This is a genomic window from Aurantimonas sp. 22II-16-19i (genome assembly GCF_002088275.1).
Lineage (GTDB): Bacteria > Pseudomonadota > Alphaproteobacteria > Rhizobiales > Rhizobiaceae > Jiella.
In genome coordinates this window covers 17,194-42,935 of sequence record NZ_AQQS01000032.1, presented here as the reverse complement: position 1 = coordinate 42,935, position 25,742 = coordinate 17,194, and the positions used below count along the sequence as shown (strand labels likewise).

23 protein-coding genes, 7 pseudogenes and 1 other annotated feature are annotated in these 25,742 nt (G+C 64.1%); of the genes and pseudogenes, 16 read left to right on the top strand and 14 right to left on the bottom strand.

Annotated features, from left to right (window positions below; all coding sequences use genetic code 11):
• Positions 1-204: 204 nt before the first annotated feature.
• Positions 205-1,419, bottom strand: a complete 1,215-nt coding sequence (locus ATO4_RS20850; RefSeq protein WP_083593708.1) for an acyltransferase — start codon at positions 1,417-1,419, stop codon at positions 205-207.
• Positions 1,420-1,710: 291 nt separating this feature from the next.
• The gene (locus ATO4_RS20845; RefSeq protein WP_083593707.1) at positions 1,711-2,133 is read right to left on the bottom strand and encodes a helix-turn-helix domain-containing protein; all 423 of its coding nucleotides are present in this window, start codon (positions 2,131-2,133) and stop codon (positions 1,711-1,713) included.
• A 68-nt stretch (positions 2,134-2,201) separates the two neighbouring features.
• Between ATO4_RS20845 and ATO4_RS20840 the strand changes: the two genes are divergently transcribed.
• The gene (locus ATO4_RS20840; protein ID WP_083593706.1) at positions 2,202-2,579 is read left to right on the top strand and encodes a heavy metal-associated domain-containing protein; all 378 of its coding nucleotides are present in this window, start codon (positions 2,202-2,204) and stop codon (positions 2,577-2,579) included.
• Here ATO4_RS20840 and ATO4_RS20835 read toward each other — a convergent pair.
• A pseudogene (locus tag ATO4_RS20835) lies at positions 2,560-3,823 on the bottom strand (IS256 family transposase). The gene ATO4_RS20840 and the pseudogene ATO4_RS20835 overlap by 20 nt on opposite strands.
• A gap of 104 nt (positions 3,824-3,927) precedes the next feature.
• Here ATO4_RS20835 and ATO4_RS20830 point away from each other — a divergent pair.
• Positions 3,928-5,736: pseudogene (locus tag ATO4_RS20830) on the top strand (heavy metal translocating P-type ATPase); the annotation flags it as partial.
• A 711-nt stretch (positions 5,737-6,447) separates the two neighbouring features.
• Here ATO4_RS20830 and ATO4_RS20825 read toward each other — a convergent pair.
• The 3 genes from ATO4_RS20825 to ATO4_RS20815 all read right to left on the bottom strand — a co-directional run bounded on the left by ATO4_RS20825 (position 6,448) and on the right by ATO4_RS20815 (position 11,306).
• Positions 6,448-8,325, bottom strand: coding sequence for an EAL domain-containing protein (locus ATO4_RS20825; RefSeq protein ID WP_083593704.1), 1,878 nt, complete (start codon positions 8,323-8,325; stop codon positions 6,448-6,450).
• On the bottom strand, positions 8,322-10,151 hold the full coding sequence (locus tag ATO4_RS20820; RefSeq protein WP_083593703.1) for a CHASE4 domain-containing protein: 1,830 nt from the start codon (positions 10,149-10,151) through the stop codon (positions 8,322-8,324). Before ATO4_RS20820 ends, ATO4_RS20825 begins: the two co-directional genes overlap by 4 nt.
• Before the next feature lie 279 nt (positions 10,152-10,430).
• A complete protein-coding gene (locus ATO4_RS20815) occupies positions 10,431-11,306 on the bottom strand; it encodes a LysR family transcriptional regulator (protein WP_083593702.1) in 876 nt (291 codons plus the stop codon).
• Positions 11,307-11,412: 106 nt separating this feature from the next.
• Between ATO4_RS20815 and ATO4_RS20810 the strand changes: the two genes are divergently transcribed.
• The 6 genes and pseudogenes from ATO4_RS20810 (at position 11,413) to ATO4_RS20785 (ending at position 16,431) form a co-directional block, all read left to right on the top strand.
• Positions 11,413-12,276 carry an alpha/beta hydrolase gene (locus ATO4_RS20810; protein ID WP_083593701.1) on the top strand — a complete coding sequence of 288 codons (864 nt, stop codon included), beginning with the start codon at positions 11,413-11,415 and terminating at the stop codon, positions 12,274-12,276.
• 181 nt (positions 12,277-12,457) lie between these two features.
• Complete coding sequence (locus tag ATO4_RS20805; RefSeq protein ID WP_083593700.1) at positions 12,458-13,609, top strand: AAA family ATPase; 1,152 nt, start codon at positions 12,458-12,460, stop codon at positions 13,607-13,609.
• A 221-nt stretch (positions 13,610-13,830) separates the two neighbouring features.
• Positions 13,831-14,057 (top strand): annotated as a pseudogene (locus ATO4_RS28520) (hypothetical protein); the annotation flags it as partial.
• Between the two features lie 200 nt (positions 14,058-14,257).
• Positions 14,258-14,937, top strand: a pseudogene (locus ATO4_RS28515) (IS3 family transposase); the annotation flags it as partial.
• Positions 14,551-14,674, top strand: a sequence feature (AL1L pseudoknot). Its footprint overlaps the pseudogene before it by 124 nt.
• 21 nt (positions 14,938-14,958) lie before the next feature.
• The gene (locus ATO4_RS20795; RefSeq protein WP_245308868.1) at positions 14,959-15,372 is read left to right on the top strand and encodes a PAS domain-containing protein; all 414 of its coding nucleotides are present in this window, start codon (positions 14,959-14,961) and stop codon (positions 15,370-15,372) included.
• Between the two features lie 264 nt (positions 15,373-15,636).
• A complete protein-coding gene (locus tag ATO4_RS20785) occupies positions 15,637-16,431 on the top strand; it encodes an HWE histidine kinase domain-containing protein (RefSeq protein ID WP_245308864.1) in 795 nt (264 codons plus the stop codon).
• A gap of 122 nt (positions 16,432-16,553) precedes the next feature.
• Here ATO4_RS20785 and ATO4_RS27375 read toward each other — a convergent pair whose 3' ends face one another.
• The gene (locus ATO4_RS27375; RefSeq protein ID WP_139802592.1) at positions 16,554-16,757 is read right to left on the bottom strand and encodes a hypothetical protein; all 204 of its coding nucleotides are present in this window, start codon (positions 16,755-16,757) and stop codon (positions 16,554-16,556) included.
• A gap of 291 nt (positions 16,758-17,048) precedes the next feature.
• Positions 17,049-17,243, bottom strand: a pseudogene (locus ATO4_RS28510) (DUF2958 domain-containing protein); the annotation flags it as partial.
• Positions 17,244-17,514: 271 nt separating this feature from the next.
• Here ATO4_RS28510 and ATO4_RS20775 point away from each other — a divergent pair.
• On the top strand, positions 17,515-17,793 hold the full coding sequence (locus ATO4_RS20775) for a hypothetical protein (RefSeq protein ID WP_176223092.1): 279 nt from the start codon (positions 17,515-17,517) through the stop codon (positions 17,791-17,793).
• 134 nt (positions 17,794-17,927) lie between these two features.
• Here the strand turns inward: ATO4_RS20775 and ATO4_RS20770 are convergent, their stop codons facing one another.
• Entirely contained in the window at positions 17,928-18,401 is a 474-nt protein-coding gene (locus ATO4_RS20770; protein WP_083593697.1) for an Rrf2 family transcriptional regulator, read from the bottom strand.
• Between the two features lie 114 nt (positions 18,402-18,515).
• Here ATO4_RS20770 and ATO4_RS20765 point away from each other — a divergent pair, with 114 nt between their 5' ends.
• Positions 18,516-18,941 carry a group III truncated hemoglobin gene (locus tag ATO4_RS20765; protein WP_083593696.1) on the top strand — a complete coding sequence of 142 codons (426 nt, stop codon included), beginning with the start codon at positions 18,516-18,518 and terminating at the stop codon, positions 18,939-18,941.
• A gap of 40 nt (positions 18,942-18,981) precedes the next feature.
• Positions 18,982-20,193: an NO-inducible flavohemoprotein gene (gene hmpA / locus ATO4_RS20760; protein WP_083593695.1), complete on the top strand. Its 1,212-nt coding sequence runs from the start codon at positions 18,982-18,984 to the stop codon at positions 20,191-20,193.
• An 81-nt stretch (positions 20,194-20,274) separates the two neighbouring features.
• Here the strand turns inward: hmpA and ATO4_RS20755 are convergent, their stop codons facing one another.
• Positions 20,275-20,949, bottom strand: coding sequence for a helix-turn-helix domain-containing protein (locus ATO4_RS20755; RefSeq protein ID WP_245308867.1), 675 nt, complete (start codon positions 20,947-20,949; stop codon positions 20,275-20,277).
• Between ATO4_RS20755 and ATO4_RS28505 the strand changes: the two are divergent.
• Positions 20,890-21,186: pseudogene (locus ATO4_RS28505) on the top strand (GTP 3',8-cyclase MoaA); the annotation flags it as partial. The gene ATO4_RS20755 and the pseudogene ATO4_RS28505 sit on opposite strands and share 60 nt — an antisense overlap.
• 166 nt (positions 21,187-21,352) lie before the next feature.
• Positions 21,353-21,584, top strand: a pseudogene (locus ATO4_RS28500) (molybdopterin-binding protein); the annotation flags it as partial.
• Positions 21,585-21,633: 49 nt separating this feature from the next.
• Here the strand turns inward: ATO4_RS28500 and ATO4_RS27865 are convergent.
• From ATO4_RS27865 to ATO4_RS20735, 4 genes are all read right to left on the bottom strand, one after another.
• Positions 21,634-21,804: a hypothetical protein gene (locus ATO4_RS27865; protein WP_176223091.1), complete on the bottom strand. Its 171-nt coding sequence runs from the start codon at positions 21,802-21,804 to the stop codon at positions 21,634-21,636.
• A 73-nt stretch (positions 21,805-21,877) separates the two neighbouring features.
• Positions 21,878-22,336, bottom strand: coding sequence for a universal stress protein (locus ATO4_RS20745; protein ID WP_083593692.1), 459 nt, complete (start codon positions 22,334-22,336; stop codon positions 21,878-21,880).
• A 141-nt stretch (positions 22,337-22,477) separates the two neighbouring features.
• On the bottom strand, positions 22,478-22,645 hold the full coding sequence (locus ATO4_RS27860) for a hypothetical protein (protein WP_176223090.1): 168 nt from the start codon (positions 22,643-22,645) through the stop codon (positions 22,478-22,480).
• A gap of 460 nt (positions 22,646-23,105) precedes the next feature.
• Entirely contained in the window at positions 23,106-24,359 is a 1,254-nt protein-coding gene (locus ATO4_RS20735; protein WP_083593690.1) for an MgtC/SapB family protein, read from the bottom strand.
• 487 nt (positions 24,360-24,846) lie between these two features.
• Between ATO4_RS20735 and ATO4_RS27855 the strand changes: the two genes are divergently transcribed.
• The 3 genes from ATO4_RS27855 to ATO4_RS20720 all read left to right on the top strand — a co-directional run bounded on the left by ATO4_RS27855 (position 24,847) and on the right by ATO4_RS20720 (position 25,712).
• A complete protein-coding gene (locus tag ATO4_RS27855) occupies positions 24,847-25,014 on the top strand; it encodes a Spy/CpxP family protein refolding chaperone (RefSeq protein ID WP_176223089.1) in 168 nt (55 codons plus the stop codon).
• A gap of 9 nt (positions 25,015-25,023) precedes the next feature.
• Complete coding sequence (locus ATO4_RS20725; protein ID WP_176223088.1) at positions 25,024-25,272, top strand: hypothetical protein; 249 nt, start codon at positions 25,024-25,026, stop codon at positions 25,270-25,272.
• 89 nt (positions 25,273-25,361) lie between these two features.
• Entirely contained in the window at positions 25,362-25,712 is a 351-nt protein-coding gene (locus tag ATO4_RS20720; RefSeq protein ID WP_083593687.1) for a cytochrome c, read from the top strand.
• Positions 25,713-25,742 lie beyond the last annotated feature (30 nt).

Here is a 25,742-nt window from a genome sequence, read left to right as displayed (position 1 = left end):
CCATCTTTCCCGGCCATCCGAGGAGTTGCTCTTCGCCCTCCTCGTCGGCGCGAGGGCAAGCAAAGGTCGCCGTCGCGGCACGACCGTCGGAAAAACCATGGATCCGTCGCGAACTGGACTTGCGCGCGGTTCGCCGGGGATTTCCGGGGCGACCGGTCTGTCGCGAAAATCAGACTCTCAGCGACAAAATGGCGAAGCGGCCAATCATTTGGTTGGGGACAACAGTCGATCACGCAGACGCAGGAACGTTAGCTCCACACAGAACCAGAGGACAGCCGCGACGGCAAAGCTCGCGACTAGGTAAGCGGCAAAGCCTACGCCACCTTGCAGGTTTTCTTCTCCGACTAGCAGGCGCATGACGTGAAAGACGGACTTGTGCGTGAGGTAGAGGCTGTAAGACAGCGCGGCTACAAGGGCCGCACCCGGCACGGACCAACGTTTCAGAATGCCCTCAAGATCAAGCATGGCGCAAAACAAGAGGGCGATGCCGATAGAAACCAACGGAAAGCCGGCCACCGCGCCGAGTTGTGCTTGAAACACCGGGAATATCCCTTGTCCTGCGAGGGGCCCCCTTATGACGAAACAGATCAACGCGGCGATCACGAAAGCCAGTCCAGAAGGGAGTGTTACCCTCGGCGGTAGATACTGTCTGCAAAACTCGGGTTTGAAAAAGCGCGCCGCCGCAAGGACGACACCGAACAGCAGGCCGTCGAGGCGCGTGTATGTTGGATAGTAGACATCGCGAAGGAATGTTGCGAATGCGGGGCGGAACTGACCTTCTGCGACGAGGGTACCAATCTGCACATCCCATATCGCATAACGCAGCACGATCCCTCCGAGCGTAAGCATTCCCGCGAGGGCTAGAATCCATCCTGTACTGACGCGCTTATAGAGAAGGAGCACCAGCAAAGGCAGAACGAGATAGAACTGCTCTTCGACAGCAAGCGTCCACGCCTGGGAAAAGGCGTTGCCCTCTCTCGGATCGAACCCGAGATTTACGGTGAAGGTCGCAAACTTCCAGAGCGGCTGCATCGTCGGGTTGTCGCGCAGCACCGGGAACAAGGCATAAAGAGCCAGCACAACGAAGAAGGCTGGGAAGATGCGGAACGCGCGGCGCAGATAAAATGATTTGAAATCAAATGTGCCGCTACGCGCTATCTCTTTGAATAGTTGCGTTCCAATCAGATAGCCACTAAGGACAAAGAAAATATCGACTCCGAGCCAGCCATACTCGCGAACGCCCACCAGTATGCCGGGCGTCGCGTTCAACGGCAGATGAACGAGCATCACCAGAAGGATTGCCAAAGAGCGCAGGATATCCGGACCGGCCATCCGGGTCCCGCTCATCAGGGCATTTGCTTGCGAATGCGCCTGAGAATGACCTGAATCAGACGCGTTACTGATGGCAAGCACGGTCATGTACGGCGTTCCATTCTCTTGGAGGCTGAAGCCAACAATCTACCGAAATAATTGATTGATGGAACGCTCTGAATTCGGACCCTTTGGTTAAGCTAAATTTTTAGTAAAATTGAAATCCTGCCCGCGCGAAGCTTCCGCAATACCGATTGCGGAGACGATTTCGCCTACGGGAGAGTTCGCCGATAACGAAAGTTGTCGGTATGGTCCAGCTTCAGGAAGCAATGGTCGCCGATGCGGACGAGCGCGATGGGGCGAGAACCGTCAGCTTGAAGTGGTCTTGCGCGGCGATCGTCAGTGCGTTTCATGCAGGCACTCGCCATGGTCGCCGAGGACCTCGATGACGCGGCAATCGGCAACCGAGTGGTTGGAGCATTTCGCCATCCGCGCGACCTCCGCCCGGAGTGCCGTCAGCCGGGCGATCTTGTGGTCGATGTCGGCGAGATGGGCCGTCGCGATCCGGTCGGCGCTCTCGCAGGGGCGGTTTGGCTCCCCGGCCAGAGCGAGGAGCTCGCGGATCGGCTCGATCTCGAAGCCAAGCTCGCGAGCATGACGGATGAAGCGCAGGCGGCGCAGGTCCGCGGCGTCATAGAGGCGGCGGTTCCCCTCCGTCCGGGGCGGTGTCGGCAGGAGTCCGATCTGCTCGTAGTACCGGATCGTCGGCACCTTGATCCCGCTCGCGCGCGATGCCTCTCCAATCGAAACGCCCTTCGTCATTTTACCGCTTGCTCCTCTAGCCACTAGAGGACGTAGACCTGCGTCGACAACGATGCAAGGAGAGCGTCATGAGTGCCGTGACGAACGAGAGCCGCTTCCGGGTCACGGGGATGGACTGTGCGGCCTGCGGGAACAAGGTCGACACCGCCATCCGTCGGCTCCCAGGTGTGGAGGACGTTGCCGTCTCCGTATCCGCGGGGACGGTGAGGGTCAGCCATGTCTATCGCTTCGACGGGACGTCTGTCGTCCGGCAGGTCCGCAACCTTGGATACGGTGCTGAAGCGGCGGAGGACAGGGCCGCCGAGGACAATTACGCCAAAAGCGACGATCATGCGGGCCACAAGCAGGTCAATACGAGCCAGGCCCGGCTTCCCTGGTGGCGGGGGACTGTCGGGAATTCCGTGTGGGGCGGGCGGTTGAACATTGTCAGGCCATGGCCCGTGTGAAGCGCTCGCCGTAGATTATGGCGAACTGTGCCTTGGCCATCGCCCACTCACGCGGCGCCATCTTCCACGCCTTCTCGGCCCGGTTCAAGACGAGAAAGAGCAGCTTCATCGCCGCGTCGTCGGACGGAAAGTGGCCGCGGGCTCGCACCGCCCGGCGCAGCTTGGAGTTCAGGGCCTCTATGGCATTCGTGGTGTAGACGATTTTGCGAACGTCCTCGGGGAAGGCGAAGAACGGGATGACCTCGGCCCAGACCCGGCGCCAGCTTTGCCCGATTGCCTTGTATTTCCGGCCCCATTCGCCCTCCTCGAACGCCGTCAGGGCCTTTTCGGCCGCCTCGGTGTCGGTGGCTCGGTAGATGTCCTTCAACGCGGCCGCGACGGCCTTGCGGTCCTTGTAGGAGGTGAAGTCGAGGCTGTGGCGCAGCAGATGGACGATGCAGGTCTGGACCGTCGTCTCAGGGAAGACCGCGGTGATGGCCTCGGGAAAGCCCTTCAGTCCATCGGCGATTGCCAGGAGGACATCCTCGACGCCCCTGTTCTTCATCTCGTTCATGACCTTGAGCCAGAACTTGGCGCCTTCGTTCTGCTCCAGCCAGAGGCCGAGAACCTCCTTGGTGCCGTCGGCGCGCACGCCGAGCGCGATATGGACAGCCTTGTTGCGAACGAAGCCCTCATCTCGGATCTTCACGCGGATCGCGTCAAAGAAGACAATGGGATAGACCGGCTCGAGCGGCCGGGCCTGCCAGGCGGCGACCTCGTCCAGAACGGCATCCGTCACGGCCGAGATCAGGTCGGGCGAGACGTCGACGCCATAAAGATCATGGAGATGCCCGACAATCTCACGGTTGCTCATGCCGCGGGCATACATCGAGACGGTTCGTCGGGAAAACGATTCACTGGATCGCTTTCTTTTCCTCCTCACTCTCGTCGAAGCCTGGGAAGCGGCGCTGGTATTTGGCGATGAGCTGCGGATCGAAGCTCGACTGGCGATCCCGCGGGACGGCGAGCTCGAACTTGCCGCTCTCCGTCGTCACCGTCTTCTTGCCATAGCCGTTGCGGCCGTTTCCAGCGCCGTTCTCGCCGGAAAGATGGTGGTCCATCTCGGCATTCAGCGCCCGCTCGGTGAGCGCCTTCTTCAGCCCGTCGAGCAGGCCTCCGGGATTGAAGGCGCTCTTGGGATCGGCGCCCGACAAAAGCTGGTCGAGCAGCGCGTCAGGGATGCTGGGTTCTTTGCGGCGGGCCATGGGTGATCTCCTTCGGTCCCATTATGCCCGCCCTCACACGGAATTCCCGACAGTCCCGGTGGCGGACGCCGAAGGCTCGGCTGACGGCCGCCTGCTGTGTCGCGCTCCTGGCGGCCTACGTCCTCGGCAACCTCGTTCCATCGCTGGAGCGTCCCGCTTTCCTCGCCGCGCTCGCGATCGGTCTAATACCGGTCACCTGGCGAGCGATCACCGCCGCCCGCTTCGGCACGCCGTTCTCGATCGAGACGCTAATGAGCATCGCCGCGATCGGGGCCGTCTTCATCGGCGCCGAGGAGGAGGCCGCGATGGTCGCCCTCCTGTTCCTCGTCGGCGAGATGCTCGAGGGCGTCGCGACGGGGCGCGCCCGAACGAGCATTCAGGGTCTTGCCGCTCTCGTGCCGAAGACGGCTTTCCTGGAGAGGGACGGCCAGACGACGGAGGTTCCGGCCGACAGCCTTGCCGTCGGGTCGACCATCCTCGTCCGCCCCGGCGATCGTGTCCCGGCAGACGGTACCGTCATGGAAGGGTCCGGCGAGGTCGACGAAGCGCCTGTCACCGGCGAGAGCGTCCCGAAGCGGAAAACTGTCGGAGATCCTGTCTTCGCCGGCACGGTCAACGCGGGCTCGGTCCTCCGGGTGCGAGTGACGGCCGCAGCGTCCGACAACACGATCGCCCGCGTCGTCCAACTCGTGGAGGAAGCCCAGGAGTCCAAGTCGCCGACCGAGCGCTTCATCGACCGCTTCTCGAAGGTCTACACCCCGGCCGTGCTTGTCGTCGGTGCCCTCGTCGCCGTCGTCCCGCCGCTTGCCTTCGGTGGCGACTGGGGCGAATGGATCTACAAGGGCCTTGCCATCCTGCTGATCGGCTGCCCGTGTGCGCTGGTGATCTCAACGCCCGCCGCCATCGCCGCTGGCCTTTCCGCCGGTGCCCGCCGCGGGCTCATGATGAAGGGCGGCGCGGTCTTGGAAAGCCTCGGCACGATCACCGCCATTGCGTTCGACAAGACGGGAACCCTGACGGCGGGCAGGCCCGTCGTCACCGACATCATCCCGGGAAGCCGCTCGGCGCAACAGGTTCTTTCCTTGGCAGCGGCCCTCGAGAAGGGCTCGAGCCACCCGCTGGCCATGGCGATCCTCGATCGGGCGAAGACGGACAAGGTGCCGACGCCGCCATCGTTCGACGCGAATGCCGTTCCCGGGGAGGGCGTCGAGGGTAGCATCGGCGGAGAACGGGTGTTCCTTGGCGCTCCGCGGGCCGCCTCCCGGCGCACGGCGCTTTCCACCGATCAGGAGAAGGCGATCGCGACGCTGAACGCCGAGGGCAAAACGGTGTCCATCGTGGTGGTCGCCGGTTCGATCGCGGGCTACCTCGCCATGCGCGACGAAGCCCGGCCCGACGCGATGGCGGGGCTTGCGAGCCTCCGCGCCTCCGGCATCCGGACCATCCTGCTGACCGGCGACAACAAGCGCACGGCCGAAGCCGTAGCGGCGGGTCTTGAGATCGAGGCGCGTGCGGAACTCCTACCGCAGGACAAGCAACGCATCGTCCGCGAGCTTCAGGCGGAGGGCTTCAAGGTCGCCAAGATCGGCGACGGCATCAACGACGCGCCGGCTCTGGCGGCAGCCGACATCGGCATCGCCATGGGCGGCGGGACCGATGTCGCGCTGGAGACGGCCGATGCCGCCGTGCTGCGCGGGCGGGTGAAGGACATCCCGGACATGATCGCGCTGTCGAAGAGCGTCATGGGGAACATCCGGACGAACATCGCCATCGCGCTGGGGCTGAAAGCTGTGTTCCTCGTCACCACCATCGTCGGGATCACCGGCCTTTGGTCCGCGATCCTCGCCGACACGGGCGCGACCGTCCTCGTGACCGCCAATGCCATGCGGCTACTCGGCTGGAGGCCGTCATGAGCGAAGCCAAGGGTCAAGTCTCCGGAAGGTGCTCGGTTCCTTCATCTACATATCTACTATCGCACATTTGGCGAAACGAGGGCCTGGAGGTCGTGACATGAGCAGTTTCTGGTAGGTTTTCTTGCTCGCGCTCCTGCCGGGAGCGGGAAACTTCGTCGGGGGCTCGTTGCGTCAAGAAAGGAGCATGCTGGAGAGTCGCCAAACGAGATCAACAATGGCGTTGCAGGATTGGGTCCGAGAATAGGTCAAGGGTCCGATAACATCGGCTTATCGGACCCTTCAAAATCAGCCATTGTATGGGGTCAGGAAAGCGAACGATAATGAAATTACGTTCCTTTCACCGTGTCGCTTGCGATTATTCGGTGTCAGTCCTGAAGATACCGGGTCGCCGTCGAGAGGTCCAGGATAGCCCGACTGGCGGGAGATCTCGCGGCGGACCAGGGGCCCACAGCTTTCTGTCCGCCAGCTCCGCATCGCCTCGTTCGCGGGCGGCCTGCCAGGCGTGGTCGGGCGGCATCTCCAGGAGTAGCCGGCCGGCCTCGGCAATTGCGCGACGGCGGAGGGAGCGGCGGGCGTCGTGGGCGCGGATGTGAATCGGCAAGGGGGCGCCGATCGGCATGTGGTCCCTCAAACATGGATCTGAAATATCAGCGAAACTGACCATTGACTGGGGTCCCATCATTGCGCCGAAACACACGTAGATCTTCCGGGTTAGGCGCTCAGCCTGATTTCGGGACGACTACCACGGAGCGTCAGGACGGCCTCGACGGTCAACGGTCTGTGGAAGAGGAAGCCTTGCATGTGCGTGCAGCCGACCTCTTGCAGGAATCGGTGTTGCTGGACGTCCTCGACGCCCTCTGCCGTCACTGACAGGCCCATCGAGGCGCCCAGCCCAACGATGGACCGTATCACGCCGTCTGCTCCGGATTTCGAACGCAGATCCTCGACGAAGGATCGGTCGATCTTTAGCCTGTCGAACGGGATCTGGCTGAGATAGGCGAGGCTCGCGTAGCCACTGCCAAAGTCGTCGAGCGCGATGGTGAAGCCGATGTCCTTGAGCTGGCGCAGCTTTTCCGCCGCCTGCGCGACGTCTTCGATCAGCACCATCTCCGTCACTTCCAGCTCGAACATCCCCGGATCGATGTTCATCTCCCGCGCCAGCGTCGCCACTCTCTCCACAAAGCCGGGGGCGCGAAGCTGCGCGGGCGAAAGGTTGATGGCGGTGACGAGATCCGGCCACAGACGGGAGTCGGCGAAGGCGCGGCGGATGACCCAGTCGCCGAGGTCTCGGATCAGGTCCGTCTTCTCCGCGACCTCGATGAAGACCAGCGGTGGGATCATCCCCCGCTCCGGATGCTGCCATCGCAGCAGCGCCTCCAGGCCGTAGATCGGGCTTCCCTTCGCGCAGACCAGCGGCTGGTAGTGCAAGGTCAGTTCGTCGGTCGCGATGGCGCGGGCAAGATCCCGGGCGAGGCGTTGCGTGCCGAGAATGTCCCGCTCCATGGACGGAGCGAACTCCATGGCCACGCCTCTGCCCGCCGACTTGGCCGCATAAAGAGCGATGTCGGCCTGACGCATCGCCTCGACGAGGTCCGGCTGCCCCAAATCGCAGTGGGCGATGCCGATGGAGACGCTCATCCGAACGGTATCGCCGTCGAGCACGTAAGGAAGCGCGCAGGCTTGCAGGAGGCGCTCGCTGAGCTCGGCGACGCGCGGCCGGTCGAAGCAGACGACGGCGAATTCGTCCCCGCCCAGGCGCGCCGCGAAGCCGTCCTTGCCGATCGCCTGCGAGACCCGTTCTGCAAACCCGCGGATCACCCCGTCTCCGATCGCGTGACCAAGCGAGTCGTTGACGTCCTTGAAGCGGTCGAGATCGAGGTAGAGCACCGACAACTGCCGACCTTGTGCCGTTGCAGCTTGTACTTCCGCCTGGAAGCGCTCGCTCAGTCCGGAGCGATTGGATAGCCCCGTCAGCGCGTCGAGCCGCGCGAGCTCTTGCGCCCGAGCTTCGCTGGCCTTGAGCTCGGCATACATCCGTTCCAGCTGGGCGACGCGTTTGGCGAGTTCATCGGCGATGCCGGTGTCCAGCGTCCAGCGGCTCGCAAGGGCCGTGGCGAGCTGCTGAAGCTCAGCGCCATCAAATGGCTTGAGAAGATAGAACAGCCTTTCCGGCCGCCCTATGGCTGCGGCGATCTCAGAGGGCTTGTGATCCGAATAGCCCGTTACGATGACGATGTTGACGTCCGGATCGATGGCCCGGATCCTCCGCGCCGTCTCCAGGCCATCGATGCCCGGCGGCATGCGCATGTCGAGGAAGACGATAGCGAAGGCCTTGCTCGACGCCCGTGCATCCTCCACCTGGCGAACTGCGTCCTCTCCTTGCCGACAGTAGATCACCTCCTCCAGCAAGGCGGGTGCGTCTGATGGCGCAGGGTCGTCTCCGAACAGTTCCGCAGACAGGTCGTCGAGGTCCGACGAAGTTGAGCCATCTCGTCCCACCAATTCTCCAAGCACGCGTCGATAGGCATCGAGAACGTTGGCGTCGTCGTCTGCCACGAGGAGGCGGCGAGCTTTCGAGGAGGGGGTCATGCGGCTTCTCTCAGTTGGTCGACGGCGGCCGGAAGCACGACATGCACGGTGGCTCCATGTCCTTTCCCGGCGCTTTCGGCGAAAATGCGCCCGTTCATGGCGTTCACCGCATTGGCAGACCAGTGCAGGCCGAGGCCGCCAGACCGCTCGCGCCGGGTCGAGTAGCCTTTCTCGAAGATGCGCTCCAGGCAATCCGTGGCGATGCCGTCACCGTCGTCGCTGATCGCGAGATTGAAGGCGGGCGAACTGGAATGCTGCGTAGGGGTCAGGGAAATGGAGATGGTACCGCATGATCGGCCCGAAGCCTCGATGGCTTCGGCGGCGTTCAGGAGAAGGTTCCCGAGGACCTGCTCGAACGCGATCCGGTGTCCCAGAACCAAGGAATCCGGTGGAAGGTCCGCAATGAGAGCGATGCCCGGTCTGCGGGCGATCATCTTCGACACCTCAGCGAGGGACGCCGCCAAGTTGATCTGCTCGCGGACGCGCTCTCCCCGGGAGGCTAGATCCTCTCCCTTCAAGATCTCGTCGACGTGCCGCACCATTGCGGCAAGCATCTGCAAGTCGGCCTTGCGCTTCTCGCCTTCGTCCAGGAATTTTTGGGTCGATAAGGCCAGGAACTGGCGGAGCTTCTCGGCCCGTTCAGGCGCGAGCGCCGGATCTTCGAGCTGGACGAGCGCCTTGGCGAGGTTCTGCTTCCATGGCACGTCATCGCCGCGTGCTAGGTCCCATGTCACGGCACTGAGCGGGCTCACCGCGTTGCGCACGTTGTGGAGGATACCGGCTGCCTGATCGGCCGCGCCGTGGCGATAATCCTGCCGCCGTAGCTTGTCCCGGAGCTCAGCGAGTTGCGCCGCCATCAGGTTGAACGACGAGATGGTCTCGCTCAGTTCGTCGCCGCGTCCATCTTCCGGAATCGTCTCGAGGCTTCCCGTCGAGGCGATGCGGACGATGTGGTTTCGCAAGGCAGCCAGGCGCTTGACGGCGATGCGCCGCAACGCGAAGGCTAGGGTCCCGATCAACAGGACGCCGCCGAGGGCGAGAAGCCCCATTGCCGTATAGATCGCCCGCTGACCCGCAGCGGAGATCAACCGCTTCGTCGTACTGGTCACCACCGCGAGTGGAGCACCATCTATGCCCGTCAGTACCGTGTGAGTTCGGATCACGTCAGCCGACTGGACCATCCCCTCAACGGGCGGGGATGCCTTTTCGAAAGGCTCCACCATGAAGTTCACTTCGGTCGCCTGCCGCAGCGCTTCCACATCGATGAGCCTGCCAAACAGCAGGACCCCGGAAGGGGCTGCCCCCCGATCCGAGGTGGTGATGGGCGCGTATCCGACGGCGACTAGACCTTGCGCGGTCTTCATGAGACCCGATCTCGCGTCGATCTCCGGGAAGGGGCGACGGAGGGGATGGGCGTCCGCCAGTGCATCCGTCGAAAACAATTGAACCGTGGCCGGCTCGTCTCCGGAGAAGTCAAACCCCTTGTCGAGCTTGATTGCTCCCGATTCATCGATCGCGAGGAAATAGTTGACGCCTAGCGCCGCCAAAGATTCCGCGCTGACGTTCTTTGCCTCGTAGTCAGTTCGATTGCCGTGAACGAACTCGTAGCTGTCATCCCAGAAGGCGTAGTCGCGAGCGGAGTTGGCGACTTGCGCCTGTTGGAGCTTGATCGCCTCCAGGGCGCGACTCTGGTTCCGCTCGGCGGCTTCCGTCTCGAGAGCCTGGAAGCTCGGCAGGACCGTTGTTGCCAAGACGACGAAGTTCAACGCAGCCGAGATCGCGACGACACCAGCGAGGGCAAGATTGACTTTGGTAACTATGCGCATCGGGAAATCTCCTGGCCAAACTTACGAATTTTCCTTTAAAAAAGCGTGTCATACATCCTGAAATCGCCTTTCGGATGCTTGTGGCGCGCGATATTATGTAAAGGAGGGCTGGGCTGAGAGGCCGGAATGGTTGACGGAGAAACTCTCAGGAGCGGCTAAGAGGATGAGATCGGGCATTCGCTCGCAATTGCATCCGTGTTGCAAGCGACATTCGCCTGTGCCGCCGAGCACGGGAAAAGCACTCGTTCTCTCCCGGCCATGCGGGATCGGGGAGCCGCGTCAACGCGGTGACAGCGGACGATGCCAATCGGCGTCGCTCGTCAAGGTCCGCACGAGCGCCTTGACCGAGGACGTGTGCGCGCTGCGGCCGGCGCGTAGGACATAGGCGATGTCGGGCGGTGTCGGAAAGCCGTCCGTGACGATCTCCATGTCCGGCTGAAGGTGGCGTGCGTTGAGGAGGGTGACGCCGAGTCCGGCCTTGACCGCGGAGAGAATCCCGGCGATGCTCGCGCATTCGATGACGATCTGGAAGCCGGAGGGCGGCGGTGGTTCGGCGTGCAGCGCCCAGTCTCGGTAGAAGCAATCCTGGTCGAACGTCAGGAGCGGAATTGGCCTTCCCGTCTCCATCGCGAGATCTGGCGACTTCACCCAGTGCAGCGCATCGCTCGCCAGCGTCACATCGTCCGCTCGGCGTTCCTCGGCGAAAACTTGAAGAACGCCGACATCGAGCTCGCCGCTAGCGAGCCGATCGCCGATGATCCGGCTCTGCGCCACGCCGATCTGCACCCGGACCGCCGGTTGCAGGCGGGTAAACCGGGCGAGAACCGACGACAGGCCGCCGCTCGTCGCGTCCTCGGTCACCCCAAGCCGGATGTGGCCGCTGAGCGGCTCGGTGCTCAGCGTGCTCACGGCATCGTCGTGAAGCGCCAGGATGCGCCGGGCAAACCGTAGCAGCTTCTCTCCCTCGCGGGTCAGCAGCGGATGACCCGCGCGCCGATCGAGCACGGCGCAGCCGAGGCTTTCTTCAAGACGTTTGATCTTGTGGGAAACCGCAGACTGGGACAGGGCGAGCGAGGCTGCCGCACGGGAAACGCCGCCGCGATCCGCGATCGCGCAGAGTGCCCGCAAGGCGCCGATGTCCAGCTTCGCTTTCATGCGCTCCGCGTATGACTCCTTTCGATCATTTCCGTCTTTCATTGCATTTTACGAATGCAGTTGAAGCCGTCAAAGGGTGCGGAGGAGACAGAACCGGAGAAGCGACATGCACAACGACCTCATCACTGAAAATGTTCTGGTCGGCGGCTGCCGCATCGCAGGCGGCGCCCATGGCGCGGGCGAGCCTGTCGTTCTCCTGCACGGCACGCCCTCATCTTCGCTGATCTGGCGGAAGGTCGCGCCACGTCTCGTCGAGGCTGGCTACCGGGTTCATGTCTTCGACCTGCTCGGCTTCGGCTTGTCCGAGCGACCGCAGGCCCCGGGGGTGGACACCTCGATCTCCGCGCAGGTCGCGGTTCTCGAGAAGATGTTGGCTCACTGGAAACTGGAGCGCTTCCATCTCGTGGCGCACGACATTGGCGGCGGGATCGCGCAAAGGTTTGGCGTCTTCCATTCGGACCGGCTGAAGTCGCTCACGCTGATCGATGTCGTGAGCTACGACAGCTATCCCTCGCCCCGCACGCGGCAGCAGATGGAGCAGGGTCTCGAAGCCTTGATCAAGGCGCCCGACGCGGCCCATCGTGCGCATTTCCGCCAATGGCTGCTGGGCGCCGTGCACGACAAGAAGCATTTCGCCGAAGGGCCGCTGGAAACCTATCTCGACTACATCAGTGGCCCGATCGGACAGGGCAGCCTGTTCCAGCACCAGGTCCGGCATTACGATCCTGTCCATACTCTTGAAATCGCCGATCGGTTGTCCGTGCTGGGGCGCTTGCCCGTGCAACTGATCTGGGGCGCGGAAGATGCGTGGCAGACGCCGGACTGGGCGCTCAGACTGCATGAGGCGATCCCCAATTCGCAGCTTACGATCCTGAACGACTGCGGCCATTTCGCGCCGGAGGATCAGCCTGAGGCCATTGCGGAGCTGATTCTGCGGCTCGTGGAGCGAAGATCCACTGCCACTTCCTAGGCCTTGCGAAGGGGCGAAAGCTGGTCCTCGGGTCCGAAATCCGTCGTTTCCAGAGGGGCCGGTTCCAGCTGGACGGCATGGTAGGGTAGACGTCGCGTCCGCCGTATCCCAGCGCGGCCGCACAAATCGGCCATGGGATCAGTGCTGAACGAATCCGCCGACACATTCGTGGGACGAGGGAATGATCACGACGCTCGCCGTTTCCGGCTATCGCTCTCTTCGCGACCTCGTTGTACCCCTCGGGAGCCTGACGGTCGTGACCGGGGCGAACGGCAGCGGCAAGACCAGCCTCTACCGGTCGCTCCGGCTTCTGGCGGAGGTGGCGCAGGGCCGCCTGATCCAGACGCTGGCACGGGAAGGCGGCCTGCAGTCGACACTCTGGGCGGGGCCGGAGACGATCAGTCGGGACATGCGATCCGGAGCCCAGCCCATCCAGGGGACGCGGCGCAAGGGGCCTGTCAGCTTGAAGCTTGGGTTCTCCGATGCCGCGTGCGGCTATGCCGTCGATCTCGGACTGCCGAGCCCGGACAATCCGTTCCCGCTCGACCCGGCGATCAAGACGGAGGCCATGTGGACCGGCCAGACGCTGAGCAGGGCCTCGGTCTTTGCCGAGCGTCGGGCTTCGCTGGTGCGGTTGCGAACGACGCGGACCCATGAATGGCGGGAGGCGACGCTGGGCCTGTCGCCATTCGACTCGATGGTGACGCATTGTGCCGATCCCGAGGATGGGGCCGAACTCCTCGCGATGCGCGAACGCATGCGCGACTGGCGCTTCTACGACGCTTTGCGCACCGATCCGGACGCCCCGGCACGCCGCGGACAGGTCATGACCTACACGCCGGTGCTGGCGGGCGATGGCGCCGACCTCGCCGCCGCGCTCGCAACGATCCGCGCGATCGGGGATCGGGAGGCCCTGAACGAGGCGATCGAACACGCCTTCCCTGGCTCCCGGCTCCAGACCGATGCCGACGATCTCGGCGGCTTCCGGCTCAGCCAGAAGGGGCTGCTGCGTCCGCTGGGCGCCGCCGAGCTTTCGGACGGGACGCTGCGCTACCTGTTGCTCGTCGCAGCCCTCCTGTCACCGCGCCCGCCGGAACTGATGGTGTTGAACGAGCCGGAAGGAAGCCTCCACCCCTCGCTGATGCCGGCTCTGGCGCGGCTCGTGGTCCAGGCGTCCGGCCACGGGCAGGTCGTTCTCGTCAGCCATAGCGAACCGCTGATCCGCGCGATCCGCAACGAGGGCGATGCGACCGAGATACACCTCGAGAAATCCTTCGGGGAAACCGGCGCGCCGGGCGTCGATGCTCCGCGTTGGCAGTGGCCGAAGCGCTGAACCTCCGGTCGAAACTCAGCGAAGGGGAAGAGCAGCTCGTTCAGCGAGGAGGCGCGATGACAAGCGGCAGGCTCGCCACATATTCGAGCATCAAGACGCCCAGTGTTGGTTTGCGTGCACAATCGATCCGAAAGCCCGATCGCGAACCAACCCGGCTCGGATGATGTTGTGTCGATCAAAGACGATCTGAGCCGGACCATTTGCAGAGGCAAGTTCAAGCTTTGACCCATCGCCTTCCATTCGACAATTCCTACGCACGTCTGCCGGAGCGCTTCTATGCACGCGTTGCGCCGGCCTCCGTCGGGGCGCCGAGGCTCATTCGGGTGAATGCGGACTTGCCCGTCATCTCGGCATCGATCCCGAGTGGCTCTCCAGTCCCGGCGGCGTCGAGATGCTCGCCGGCCGGCAGCTTCCGGCGACGGCCGACACGATCGCGATGGCCTATGCAGCTTTCTGAACCGATGTGAACCCGCTTTCCGAACAGCATACCGGCCCGTGGCGTCATCAAGGCCACATCGAGAGGCCTGACACACGTCCGATCGAAGACCCCGCCGCCGAAAGACCGAAGATTACGCTTGCCAAACAGGGGGCATCCACACACGCACCGGGTTTCCCGGAGACCTCATTTCCTGAGAGAATGGGGTCATCATGGCGAAACCGACATCGAAGAGATACTCGCCGGAGGTCCGTGAGCGGGCTGTCCGAATGGTTCGAGAGCATCGAGCCAATCACGCGTCGCAGTGGGAGGCGATTTCCTCCATTGCGGCGAATATGGGCTCCTGAGCGAAGTCGAAGGGTCGGGCGAGATATTGCGCACACGGGTGCAACAGGCCGAGCGGGATGCGCGCCTGGCAGACGGGCGAGGAGCGCGACCGGATCAAGCCTCTTGAACGGGAGAACCGAGAACTTCGCCAGGCCAATGAGATCCTGCGAAAGGCATCGGCGTATTTTGCGGCGGCGGAGCTCGACCGCCGGTTCAAGCCATGAAGACGATCATCGTGATGTCTATGGCCCCTTCGACTTCGCTCAGGAGAGCCGATCTGCCGGGTTCTGCAGATCGCCCCATCTCCGTACCAGAACATGCCGCCCGCCAGCGAGATGCGTCTCGAAGGCTCGCTCGGCAACAGCGCGATGGCGACCTCTGCGGCGAGATCCGCCGCGTCTTCGAGGCGAACTTCGGCGTCTATGGCGTTCGCAAGGTCTGGAGCCAATTGAAGCGCGAGGGCATCGACGTCGCTCGTTGCACGGTCGCCAGGCTGATGAAAGCCATGGGCCTGAAGGGCGTCGCTCGCGGTAAGACCGTGAAGACCACGATCAGCGACAAGGCCAAGGTCGAGAAGTGGGTCGGGATGAACATCGACATCGACGATCGCAAGCGCTCTGAGGCCGAAGTATTGCGCCTTCAGGACCAGATCGCGCAGGCGCAGATCCGCGAAGGCGAAGAACGGCTGCGGCTATTCGGTGAAGCCTCGCACGACGTCTTGTGGATTCGCGATGCCGAGAACTTTCAATGGACCTACCTGACGCCGGCCTTTGAGACCATCTACGGCCTGCGGCGGGATGAAGCGCTGCTCGGCGACAACTACAGGAGCTGGCTCGGCCTGGTGGTGATGGAGGACCGCGAGCGCGCCGACGACAACATCCGGCGGGTGCGCGCAGGAGAACGAGCCACGTTCGAATACCGCATTCGGCGGCCGGTGGATGGCGAAATACATGGATCCGGAGCACTGATTTTCCGATCGTCAACGCCGCCGGCGAGATAACGTCAATCGGCGGCATCGGCCACGACATCACGGAGATGAAGCAGCGCCACGAAAGGCTGGAGGTGAGCGAGGAGAGGCTTCGCATCGCCGCTCAGGTCGCCCGATGGGGTCTTTGGGATTGGGACCTGCGGACCGGCGACATCTACTGGTCCGATGAGCATTTCCGCATTCAGGGCTATCAGATCAGCGAGGTGGCGCCGAGTTACGAGACCTGGGCAGCCCGCCTCCATCCTGATGATCGCGCGGAGACCGAGGCAGTCCTCCGTGCCGCACAAGATGCGCGCCGAATATGTGCACGAGTTCCGGTCTCTCCACCCGGATGGAACGGTGCGTTGGCTTTCGGCGCACGGGCGCTTCTTCTATGACAACGACGGCGCGCCGTTCCGTATGGTGGGCGCGATGATCGACATGACCGAACGTCGCCGGTTGGAGGAGACCCAGAAGGTCATGGTCGCTGAGCTTCAGCACCGCACCCGCAACCTCATTGGCGTGGTGCGTTCGATCGCCCAGCAGACCGCAGGCTCAACAAGGGATATGGCGACCTTTCGCGAGAGATTCGGCGACCGGCTGGCCGCGCTGTCTCGTGTCCAAGGGCTGCTGTCCCGCGCCGAAGAAGATCCGATCACTCTTGAGGTCCTGATCCGGACAGAGCTCGACGCCCTCGGCGTCGCCACCTATTCGGGGAACGTGTCGCTGAGTGGGCCGAGAGTGCTCCTGCGCAATCGGGACGTTCAGACATTCGCCCTGGCCATCCATGAACTCGCCACCAACGCCCGCAAGTATGGGGCGCTCGCGGAAGCCGAGGGACGCCTTTCCGTGACCTGGCGGAAGGAGGAAGGAGCGGCAGGCGAGCGGTTGCGCCTTGAATGGCTCGAGGAAGGGGTCAATTCCGCCAGGGAGGCGATGTCGCCGACGACCGGTGGCTATGGCCGGAAACTGATCGAGCGCGCTCTGCCTCACGCGATGGGCGCCGAAACAACTTATGTGCTGGAAAGCGATAAGGTCCGCTGCACGATCGATCTGCCCCAGGATCGCTTCGCGGTCGTAGATGCGCCATGACCATGACGATCTACGCCGAGATGTTCGCAGCGCGTCGATCGCTTATCGTGTCCCCCGGTGAGCAAGGACGACGGCAGTGATTTTTCAGGCGAAACTGACGGTCGACGTGTTCGAGATGACCGTCAGTTGACCGTGGCAGGAATAACGGACTTCCAATACCAGATGACCTGCTTTTCAGACGATACGACCTTTCCAACATAGAACGGGTCGCCCGCGTCACCTTGTATGGCCTCGATGACGGCAATCATCCCGGACTGTGGCCCGCGCCGCAGTTCCATGATCCTGCCGACTTCGAGAGAACGATCTGATGGAGCGTAAGTTTTCATCGTAACGGCCTCCCAGCCACCTACATAAGGCGCTTTCTTTAGCCGGCTAGGAACAGGTGCCGATAAGTATTCTCGCGGCAACCAGCCAATGGTCAAAAACAGCGGACATCGGTTTAGGTCAGGTCAGAGTGGCCCGACCGCGCCCGCAGGGCAAACCAGCGGACTGCAGTCAGTCACCACCGCTCGGGGCAGGGCCGGAGCATTGACGTGAGGAAGCGGCGGGAAGCCCAGGTGGGTGGCTTGGCCGTTCGAGGATCATTTCCCTGTTGAGGCCGCTTGCGCGGCCTCCGGTCACGTTCGGATCGCACCGGCCCGGCGCGCCGCTTCGGCGTAGGCCGACAGCGGCTTGTCGGCCGTCAAGTGCCGTTCGCGCTCCACCGGCAGGCCGAGCCTGCCGCGCACGCTGGCGATTTCCGAGATCCGCACCGAGCCCAGCTCCGGGCACTGCATGCCAAGGTCGCAGAGGCCGAAGGCGATGTCGGGGTTCGCGGGGTCTAATGGTCATGCCGTGACAGATGAGTCCGCCGGAAATGCCGCATTCTCCAGCCCCTCGGCACCGCAAGCGGGTACTATCCGTCTCAGCTTCACCACTAGCCGATACTCAGGACCCGCCGCCGCGGTCCAGGCCGGATGGTTTCGCCGGAAAATCGATCGAAAAGAAGAAAATCAGCCTCCCGCGGTCCACGCCGGATGCGTACTCGCCAACCTTCTGGCGCTCTTCTGCATCGTCAGCTGGCGGGTATTGCGGGTATTATGGATGACCATGATCGCTCGCGCTGAGCCCGATGCCGATCCGTCGGCGGCCCTGACACCATTGGAAACCGTCATCCTCGACCGCCTCGTGCCCGACTGCGGAAACCGCGGCGCAGCGCCGAACACACTCCAACTCTACATGACAAAACCCGCCCGCCTCGGTGGCTATCTTGCCAGAAACTCCGATCCCCCGCCCGGAAACACCGTCCTCTGGCGCGGATGGCGGCGGCTCATCGACATCCAGATCGGTGCCGATTTCCAGCACTGCCGGACTTATGGGTAATCGCAAGCCAGGCCGGATGGTTACGATGATCAACGCCTGGAGGTCTGTAGGACGGCGATGGAAGGCATGTCCGGGGTTTTCTCGGGCAAGGCCGCAGCAGTCGAAGCGAGCCGGGAGGCGGAGATCAACCGACTTCATCGCGACGCCCCAGCTCTCTGCGTCGCGACCCTCTCGACCGTCGCGGGCGCGTCGGCCAATGGGAAAAGGGAGAGGATATCGATCTCCCGTTTTGGCAGGTCAGCGAAGGTGTAGCGGTCCAGCACCGACAGGAATGCCGCGACTGCTTCGTTGAGGACGCCGGTCATCCCGCAGGCCGGGGCGATCACGCAGTTCCGACAATCGGCGAGGTCAAATCCGTCCTCCGTCGCCCGGACGATCTCGCCGATGCGGATCTCGTCTGCCGGTCTCCCCAGCCTTATGCCGCCCGCGCGCCCGCGCACCGTCGTCACATAGCCAGCCTTGCCGAGCTCGTGCACGACCTTGGTCAGGTGGTTATGCGAGATGCCGTAAGCTTCGGCGATCTCGGCGATCGAGCACAGCCCCTCGGACCTGGCCGAGAGATAGATCAGCACGCGGAGGGAGTAATCGGTGTAGCGGGTCAGTCGCATCGGGTCCGCGCCTTTGTTTCGCTACCAAACATGTATTCTTCTTGCATCTTTTGTCCAGGTGCGCTACTCGCAGGATAACATGCATTGGAAATGCATGTTTAATGAGAGGGCAGCATGCAGAGAGCAATCGAGCCGTCGGCAATCGTCACCGAGGAGGCGCTGTTCCGCCTCGTTTCGGCGTTTTACGCCCGCGTCCGCGAGGACGAGGCCCTCGGGCCGCTGTTTGCCGGCGCGGTCGGCGACTGGCCGGCGCATCTGGAGCGGCTGACGGCGTTCTGGTCGTCGGTCGTGCTGGGATCTGGGCGCTACAAGGGCAACCCCTTTGCCGCCCATCTGCGCCATGCGGACGCGATCGATTCCTCCATGTTCGACCGATGGCTGGTGATTTGGCGTGAGACCACCGCCAGCCGCTTCCCGCCGGAGACGGCGGCTCTCCTCCAGTTCAAGGCCGACCGGATCGCCGAGAGCCTGAAGGCGGGACTGTTCTTCCGGCCCGAACTTGCTGCCCTGCAGCCGCGACCGGCCGTCCCGTCGGCCTGATCCTTCCCAACGGACAGAGACCATCCAAGGAGAATCGAGAATGCCGTCACAACTCAGCGAGCAGACCATCGCAACCGTCAAGGCTACGGTTCCCGCCCTCGAGACGCACGGGCTGGAGATCACCACGGCGATGTATGCCCGCATGTTCCAGAACCCGATGGTCCGGGACCTGTTCAACCAGTCGCATCACGGCGACTCCGGTTCGCAGCCGCGGGCGCTCGCCGGCGCGGTTCTCGCCTATGCCCAGAACATCGACAATCTCGGCGTGCTTGGTGCCGCAGTGGAGCGCATTGCGCAGAAGCATGTCGGCCTGCAGATCCTTCCCGAGCATTATCCCTATGTCGCCGAAGCCCTGCTCGGCGCGATCGGGGACGTGCTCGGGGACGCGGCGAACGAGGAGGTGCTGGTCGCCTGGGGCGAAGCCTACTGGTTCCTTGCCGACATCCTCATCGCGCGCGAAGCCGCGGTCTACCAGGCGCTCGCCGCTTCCGACGGCGGCTGGAGCGGCTGGCGCGACTTCCGGATCGAGGCGAAGATCCCCGAGAGCGACGTCATCACCTCCTTCGTGCTCAGGCCGGTCGACGGCGGCCGCGTCGTCGCCCACAGGCCCGGCCAGTACCTGACCTTCTGGCTCGACCTGCCGGGCCGGCATCCGCAGAAGCGCAACTACAGCATCTCCGCCGCGCCGAACGTCGAGACCTACCGCATCTCGGTGAAGCGCGAAGCGGAGGGCGCGGCGTCGAACTGGCTCCACGATCACGCGCAGGTCGGAACGGTCGTGAAGGTCTCGCCGCCTGCCGGGGAGTTCTACCTGGCAGAGCAGCCCACCCGGCCGGTCGTTCTCGTCAGCGGCGGGGTTGGCCTGACGCCGATGATCAGCATGCTGGAAACCCTCGCGTCGAAGGGGACGGAAGTGCCGGTCCACTACGTCCACGGTGCCCTCAACGGCGCATCGCATGCGATGCGCGACCGGGTGCGCGAGTTGGCGACCTCCACGGCTTCCGTCGACGCGACCACCTTCTATCTCGAGCCGCGGCCCGAGGACGTGAAGGGCCGGGACTTCGACGAGGAGGGGTTGATCTCGGTCGATTGGCTGAAGGCGCATACGCCGGTGGCAGATGCCGACTACTACCTTTGCGGCCCTAAAGGCTTCCTACGAACCTTCGTCAATGGGCTCGCTCTCGCGGGCGTGGCGCAGGACCGCATCCACTACGAGTTCTTTGGTCCGGCGGACGAGCTTCTCGCCGCCTGACGATCTCCGGCGGATTTCCGGCGTATCGGCCAAAAGTCCGCCATTCTGCCTTCACGGCGGCTTGTGGCAGTTCCGGGCCGCTCAGGACCGCTCATCATCGACCAGCGGATCCGGTTGCGCGAAGGCCACGAGGCCCTCGCGATCAACGACCTCGACGCGCAATCCGCGCACATTGGCACCATGCCGCTTCAGTGCCGCGAAGGCGCGCGACAGGTTCTCCGGCGTCATGCCGAGGCGAGCGGCGAGCTGCCGCTTCTCCACCTGGAGTTCGACATGTCCGTCCCCGGACTGCTCGCGGTCGAGCCGCAGCAGCCAGTTGGCGAGCCGTTCAGCGCCGGTGCGCAGCTTCTGGTTCTTCAGATCCTTTACTGCCGTGCGATAGGCGGTCGCGAGCTCGGCGACAACCGCCGCCATGAAGGCCGAATCCTGCTCCATTGCGAGGCGGATGCTCGCCGCCGGGATCATGAGGATCCGCGAAGCTTCCACCGTGCGCGCCGACTGTAGATAGACCTGGTCCTTCAGGACTGCCGCGAGAATGAAGGCGCTGGCCGGTCGTTCAAAGCTGATCGTGGTCTCGCGGCCGCCGGAGGTGGCGAACATTTCGACCGCGCCCTCGGTGACAATGTGGAGGAAATCCGCCGTATCGTTCTCCCGGATCAGCACGACACCTGGCGGAAAGCGTTGTAGGTAGCTGGCCGCTACGCCCGCGTCGCGGAAACGGGCGGGCGCATTGGTATCATCACGCCGATGACACACACGTTCTGCGAAACCTGCAACCGCGTGCGAGTCAGCGCGACCGGCGTTCTCTACACCTGCCTCGGCCAGGAGGACCGCACCGATCTTAAGCCCGCGCTGCGCGGCTCGGAAGCCGATGAACACCTGCATGCGGCGATCGATGCGGGAATAAGTGGCAAACCGAAGGGGCACGACTTTCTGATCGGATGCGGCGGCATGCCAGCGCTCGCTCGCCACATGTCAGTTCTGGGCGGCTGAGACCGACATCTCTTCCCCCATGCTGGGTGTACGGCACCCGGATCTTCGCCAGGCACGACCGGTGGTCGTGGTTCCGCGTGCTGGACCGCAGTCTCATGCCACCGCCGGTACCGCTTGACGCGGCCCGATCCGATCCGCGGTAAGCCAAGGACGATGGTTACTAACGATGACGGCTACGAACGGCATCCTCACCATATCGGACCGCGCGAGTCGTGGCGAGTACGCGGATCTGAGCGGCGAAGCGATCGCGGCTTGGCTTCGACGCACGATCACGTCAGAGTAGAATCTGCTTAAATTGGTTGTGCCCGATGGCGTCGAGCCGGTGCGGGATGCTTTTGATCTCGCTGTGCGACGAGCATCGCGCCGATCTCGTTCTTACGACGGGTGGAACAGGTCCGCGTGTCGCAAGCGTGCGGAAATCGACAAACGGAAACGAGACGGGCTTCTTCAGCTCGTAGACCGGTCGCCAGCCAGAAAGGCGACCGACATATGGGTCTCCATGACCTCCACCGTCGGCGGATTATGCGGATAGCTCTCCGGCCTGGCGAGAAAGCGCAGCTTCTCGGCGAGCGGCGCCGCCTTCGCTTGCCGGGTCGTCTTCCGCGCAACCGCGGCCATGGTGCCGATCCGTCGCCGATGCCGCTGGCGGGGCGCCCCCGGCATCTTGCCGATCCATGGGCACCGTCCGTTCTCAGCGCACGATGATGCAGGTGCAGGGAGCCACGTGCGCGACCTTGTGGGACACGCTGCCGAGCAGCAGGCCCTGGGCGTCGCCGAGGCCGCGGCTGCCGAGGACGATCAGGTCGGCGCCGGTCTCTTCGGCCGCCTCGATGATCGCCCGCACCGGATCGCCCTCCCGGACCTCGGTGGCGACATGGGTGGCGCCGAGCGCCTCGGCCGACTGCTTTGCTGTCTCGACGACCGCTTCCGCGGCTTCGTGCAGGATATCGGCCTCGGTGACCCGGATGTGCTCGATGCGGGTGTACTCCTTGAGTTCGGGAGGGATCTGGCCGCCGCCGCGGTGTGCCTGGACGTGCAGGATCAGGAGCCTGGCGTCCTTGGTCCCGGCAAGATCGGCGGCGAACTCCAGGGCTCGCCGCGCATCTGGCGAGCCGTCGGTCGGGTGCAGAATGAGGCGGGGATTGATCATTGAGCGTCTCCTGGCAGTCCGCTGTCGTAGCTTTTGGAAAGCATCGCCGCGGCGGCCCTTCACCGCATTGATCTTTCGCAAGTGGGGCGCCCACTTGCGGCCCGAGGTGATGAGCACGCGCAGCGTACGCCGCTACGCGATTCACGTGCGGCCGTTCGAGTGTCCAGAGTCGGACCCGATCGGGAAGCGCGACGGGATTTCCGTTACCTCCCGGTCGGACACCTGCCGGAAGTCGTCGTAATAGACGCCGATCGTGTAGTACGGGTCGTGGGTCTTCAGGCAGACGATGACGTCGGCCTCGGCGCGCATCTCTTCCAGAGTTCGCTTGCGGCGACCGGCACGGCGAGAAGCAGCCGCTTCGGCGCACCAAGGCCGACGGCGCGCAGTGCCGCCCGGGCACTGGCGCCCGTCGCAAGCCCGTCATCGACGATTGCCGTCTTGCCTCCCACTCTGGCGCGGGACCGTCCGCCGAGATAGGCCCGTCGGCGACGTTCGATCTCGGCCAGTTCCTTCTCGAGTACGTGGTCGAACTCGGCGGCAGAGACGCCAGCCAACCGCATCGCCGGGCTCGGCTGGCACATCGCAGGTCGCTTCGCTCGCTCCGTATCCGCAGGCTGCGTTTGCCGGTGGATGTGCGTCTGCGAGCAAGACGGTGGCTCCGAGAGGTCGGTCGAAGCGGGCAGTCCGGCCGCCTGTCTCCGCGCCGTCCTTGATCTGCATCATGCGGGACCGGCGCGAAGCCGAGCACAGTCACGCAGGCGGAAGGGCATCAGAGAAGGGCCGCGGTGATCGCCATCGCGACGACCGCGAGGGCGCTGGCGACGACGACGGGGATGCCGACCGATGGCCGGCCGATCCCCAGCGCCATCGCCGCTTTGACGGCGGTATTGACGCCGACGGCGATGAGGACGGCCTGTCCGGCGACGTCGCGGCTCCCGGAGCGAGACGCAAGCTCGGCCATGGAAATCGAGATCGCATCGACATCTGTCAAACCTGATACTGCGGCGAGAGCGAGGATGCCGGAATCGCCGAGCACTTGGCGCATCAGGACGCTCGCCATCAGGATCAGCGCAATGAAGGCCGCCATCTTGATGGCTGCGGCCAGCTGCAGGGGGTTCGAGAGCCTGATTTCCGTCTTCTCCGACGCCCTGTTCCGGAATAGGAGCACGATCGCGAAGGTGACCAGGGTCGCCGCAAGAACCGCTAGCTCCGGCGCGACGGACAACAGCAGCGCAGCATCGATGACGCCGACGACGATGGCAACCCGCACCGCCATCACCACCCCGGCGATCAGAATTCCGGCGGAGACCAGCCCGGCGGATTGCGGCCGGTCGCGCCCGAGGCGGGCAAGGGTCAGCGTGGTTGCCGTGGACGAGGCCATGGCGCCTGTGATTGACGCGATGAGGATGCCGAGACGGGCCCCGAACGCCCTGATCGCGACGTAGCCGCCGAAGGAGAGCGCCGCGATGAAGATTGTCAGCATCCAGATCCGCGCCGGGTTGAGCACGTCCCACGGATCGATCGTCCGGTCGGGCAGGATCGGCAGCAGGAGGAAGGTCATCGCGAGAAGCGTCAGGACGGCTCGGATCTCCGTCCAGGAGAGGGCCTGCACCCAGCGGTGCAGGGGGTCGCGCAGCGCCAGGAGCAGCGTCATGGCGACGGCGCCGGCCGCCGCCACGGCGATCACCCCGACGATCGCGTAGGTCCCGAGGAGGAAGGTCAACAACCCGGCGACCACCGAGGTGACGGAAAAGTTGCGCGTTGCTCGGGCTTCCAGAGCATGGAAGGCGCCGAAGGCGACGGCGAAACCGAGAAAGCCGAGGCCGATTACCAGCGGCGCGGACAGCGCTGCGGAGACGGCACCGCAGGTTCCGCCCAGAAGTCCCGTCAACGCGAAGGTGCGAAGGCCGGCGGCGCGAAGATGCGACTCCTCCTCGCGGGTCTGCCATCCGCGTTCGAGGCCGACCAGCAGCCCGATCGACAGCGACACGGCCAGTCGGCTCAAGAGATCGAGTTCGTTCATGCGGCCGGCCTTAGGAGAACGGGGGGCGAGACCGACCGAGATGCCGCCTTTTCTGCAGATCGGCCTTGCGCTGCGTCAAAGCTTCGGCGCCTGCGCATCATCGGCTCCGGACGGTTTGGCCTGTTGACCCGCATCAAGGACGGCCCGGCACCCCGACGAGGAGTTCGCCGATTGCGACCGCCGCCTCGTCTACCCATCATGTCGAACAGGGCGAGGCGTCTGCTGGTGTCGGAGGTGGGGACGGCTGGTGCAGGTGAGGATGCGAGGGCTCGTCGCCGCAGGTTGATGGAGATCAACGTCAGTCAGGTGGCGCCAGACCATAATTTCAAGTGCTTCTGTCTCTCCCGGAGAATTGCCCATGGCCGACTTTGGATGGTGCAGACGATTCGCAGCCGGACTGCTTCTGACAGCGGCTGCCGCGGCGCCTGCAGCCGCGCAGGACCACTCCGGCGGGCGCCCGCACAGCCCGGGCTGGGGAATGGGGCGCATGCTCGAGGCATGGGGCTCCGGCTACGGCCAAGATACGATGCTTCATCGGGTGGACGGACGGCTTGCCTTCATCCGCACGGAGTTGAAGATCACCGATGCGCAGATGCCGGCCTGGAACGCGTTCGCAGAAGCCGTTCGCTCGGCCGCCCAGGCGCACAACGCGTAGATGCACGAGATGATGGATAAGTTCAGTGACGAGTCGCTGGCAACGATGTCGCTGCCGGAGAGGCTGTCCTATCGGCAGCGTAACCTCGAGGCGAGCCTGCGGGAGGTCGAGAACCTCTCATCCGCAGTCGACAAGCTCTACGCCGCATTGAGCGACGACCAGAAGACGGCCGCCGATGACGTCGTGCTTCCCATGATGGGCATGGGAATGGGGTCGGGTGGTGGTGGCTTCGGCCCCGGCATGATGTTCGGACGATGATCGACTGACAAGGCGCAAGGACGCGCATCGCCAATCTCCGCCTCGGCCCATTCGTGCCGAGAGCGGATGCCAGGAGGACTAGGGTCGACATGCGAAATCCCCGCGCCGCTATCTCCGCAAGTCTTGCGGCCGTCGTCGCCGCATGCGCCGTTGAGGCGGCTTGGGCCCAGGACGGCGGCTATGCCTCGGACGCCGTTCGACGGGGGCGGGCTCTGGCGGTCGCCAACTGCTCGCGCTGCCATGCGGTGGGGACGGCGGGTAGGAGCCCGAACCTGAAAGCCCCGCCGTTCCGCACCCTGTCGGAGCGCTTTCCGATCGACGCGCTCGAGGAAACCTTCATCGGGACGATCGACACCGGACATCCTGGAATGCCGGTCTTCCAGGCGGAGCAGCGCATGATCGACGATATCATCGCCTACATCGCATCGGTGATGGAGTAGCCGAACGGACTGCCGGGGGTTCTCTCGCCG

What these genes read in the sequence shown, in the direction of transcription:
- ATO4_RS20850 (WP_083593708.1), bottom strand. Translation starts at nt 1,419, where the DNA reads ATGACCGTGCTTGCCATCAGTAACGCGTCTGATTCAGGTCATTCTCAG.
- ATO4_RS20845 (WP_083593707.1), bottom strand. Translation starts at nt 2,133, where the DNA reads ATGACGAAGGGCGTTTCGATTGGAGAGGCATCGCGCGCGAGCGGGATC.
- ATO4_RS20840 (WP_083593706.1), top strand. Translation starts at nt 2,202, where the DNA reads ATGAGTGCCGTGACGAACGAGAGCCGCTTCCGGGTCACGGGGATGGAC.
- ATO4_RS20825 (WP_083593704.1), bottom strand. Translation starts at nt 8,325, where the DNA reads ATGACCCCCTCCTCGAAAGCTCGCCGCCTCCTCGTGGCAGACGACGAC.
- ATO4_RS20820 (WP_083593703.1), bottom strand. Translation starts at nt 10,151, where the DNA reads ATGCGCATAGTTACCAAAGTCAATCTTGCCCTCGCTGGTGTCGTCGCG.
- ATO4_RS20815 (WP_083593702.1), bottom strand. Translation starts at nt 11,306, where the DNA reads ATGAAAGCGAAGCTGGACATCGGCGCCTTGCGGGCACTCTGCGCGATC.
- ATO4_RS20810 (WP_083593701.1), top strand. Translation starts at nt 11,413, where the DNA reads ATGCACAACGACCTCATCACTGAAAATGTTCTGGTCGGCGGCTGCCGC.
- ATO4_RS20805 (WP_083593700.1), top strand. Translation starts at nt 12,458, where the DNA reads ATGATCACGACGCTCGCCGTTTCCGGCTATCGCTCTCTTCGCGACCTC.
- ATO4_RS20795 (WP_245308868.1), top strand. Translation starts at nt 14,959, where the DNA reads ATGAACATCGACATCGACGATCGCAAGCGCTCTGAGGCCGAAGTATTG.
- ATO4_RS27375 (WP_139802592.1), bottom strand. Translation starts at nt 16,757, where the DNA reads ATGAAAACTTACGCTCCATCAGATCGTTCTCTCGAAGTCGGCAGGATC.
- ATO4_RS20775 (WP_176223092.1), top strand. Translation starts at nt 17,515, where the DNA reads ATGACCATGATCGCTCGCGCTGAGCCCGATGCCGATCCGTCGGCGGCC.
- ATO4_RS20770 (WP_083593697.1), bottom strand. Translation starts at nt 18,401, where the DNA reads ATGCGACTGACCCGCTACACCGATTACTCCCTCCGCGTGCTGATCTAT.
- ATO4_RS20765 (WP_083593696.1), top strand. Translation starts at nt 18,516, where the DNA reads ATGCAGAGAGCAATCGAGCCGTCGGCAATCGTCACCGAGGAGGCGCTG.
- hmpA (WP_083593695.1), top strand. Translation starts at nt 18,982, where the DNA reads ATGCCGTCACAACTCAGCGAGCAGACCATCGCAACCGTCAAGGCTACG.
- ATO4_RS27865 (WP_176223091.1), bottom strand. Translation starts at nt 21,804, where the DNA reads ATGGCCGCGGTTGCGCGGAAGACGACCCGGCAAGCGAAGGCGGCGCCG.
- ATO4_RS20745 (WP_083593692.1), bottom strand. Translation starts at nt 22,336, where the DNA reads ATGATCAATCCCCGCCTCATTCTGCACCCGACCGACGGCTCGCCAGAT.
- ATO4_RS27860 (WP_176223090.1), bottom strand. Translation starts at nt 22,645, where the DNA reads ATGCGCGCCGAGGCCGACGTCATCGTCTGCCTGAAGACCCACGACCCG.
- ATO4_RS20735 (WP_083593690.1), bottom strand. Translation starts at nt 24,359, where the DNA reads ATGAACGAACTCGATCTCTTGAGCCGACTGGCCGTGTCGCTGTCGATC.
- ATO4_RS27855 (WP_176223089.1), top strand. Translation starts at nt 24,847, where the DNA reads ATGCTCGAGGCATGGGGCTCCGGCTACGGCCAAGATACGATGCTTCAT.
- ATO4_RS20725 (WP_176223088.1), top strand. Translation starts at nt 25,024, where the DNA reads ATGATGGATAAGTTCAGTGACGAGTCGCTGGCAACGATGTCGCTGCCG.
- ATO4_RS20720 (WP_083593687.1), top strand. Translation starts at nt 25,362, where the DNA reads ATGCGAAATCCCCGCGCCGCTATCTCCGCAAGTCTTGCGGCCGTCGTC.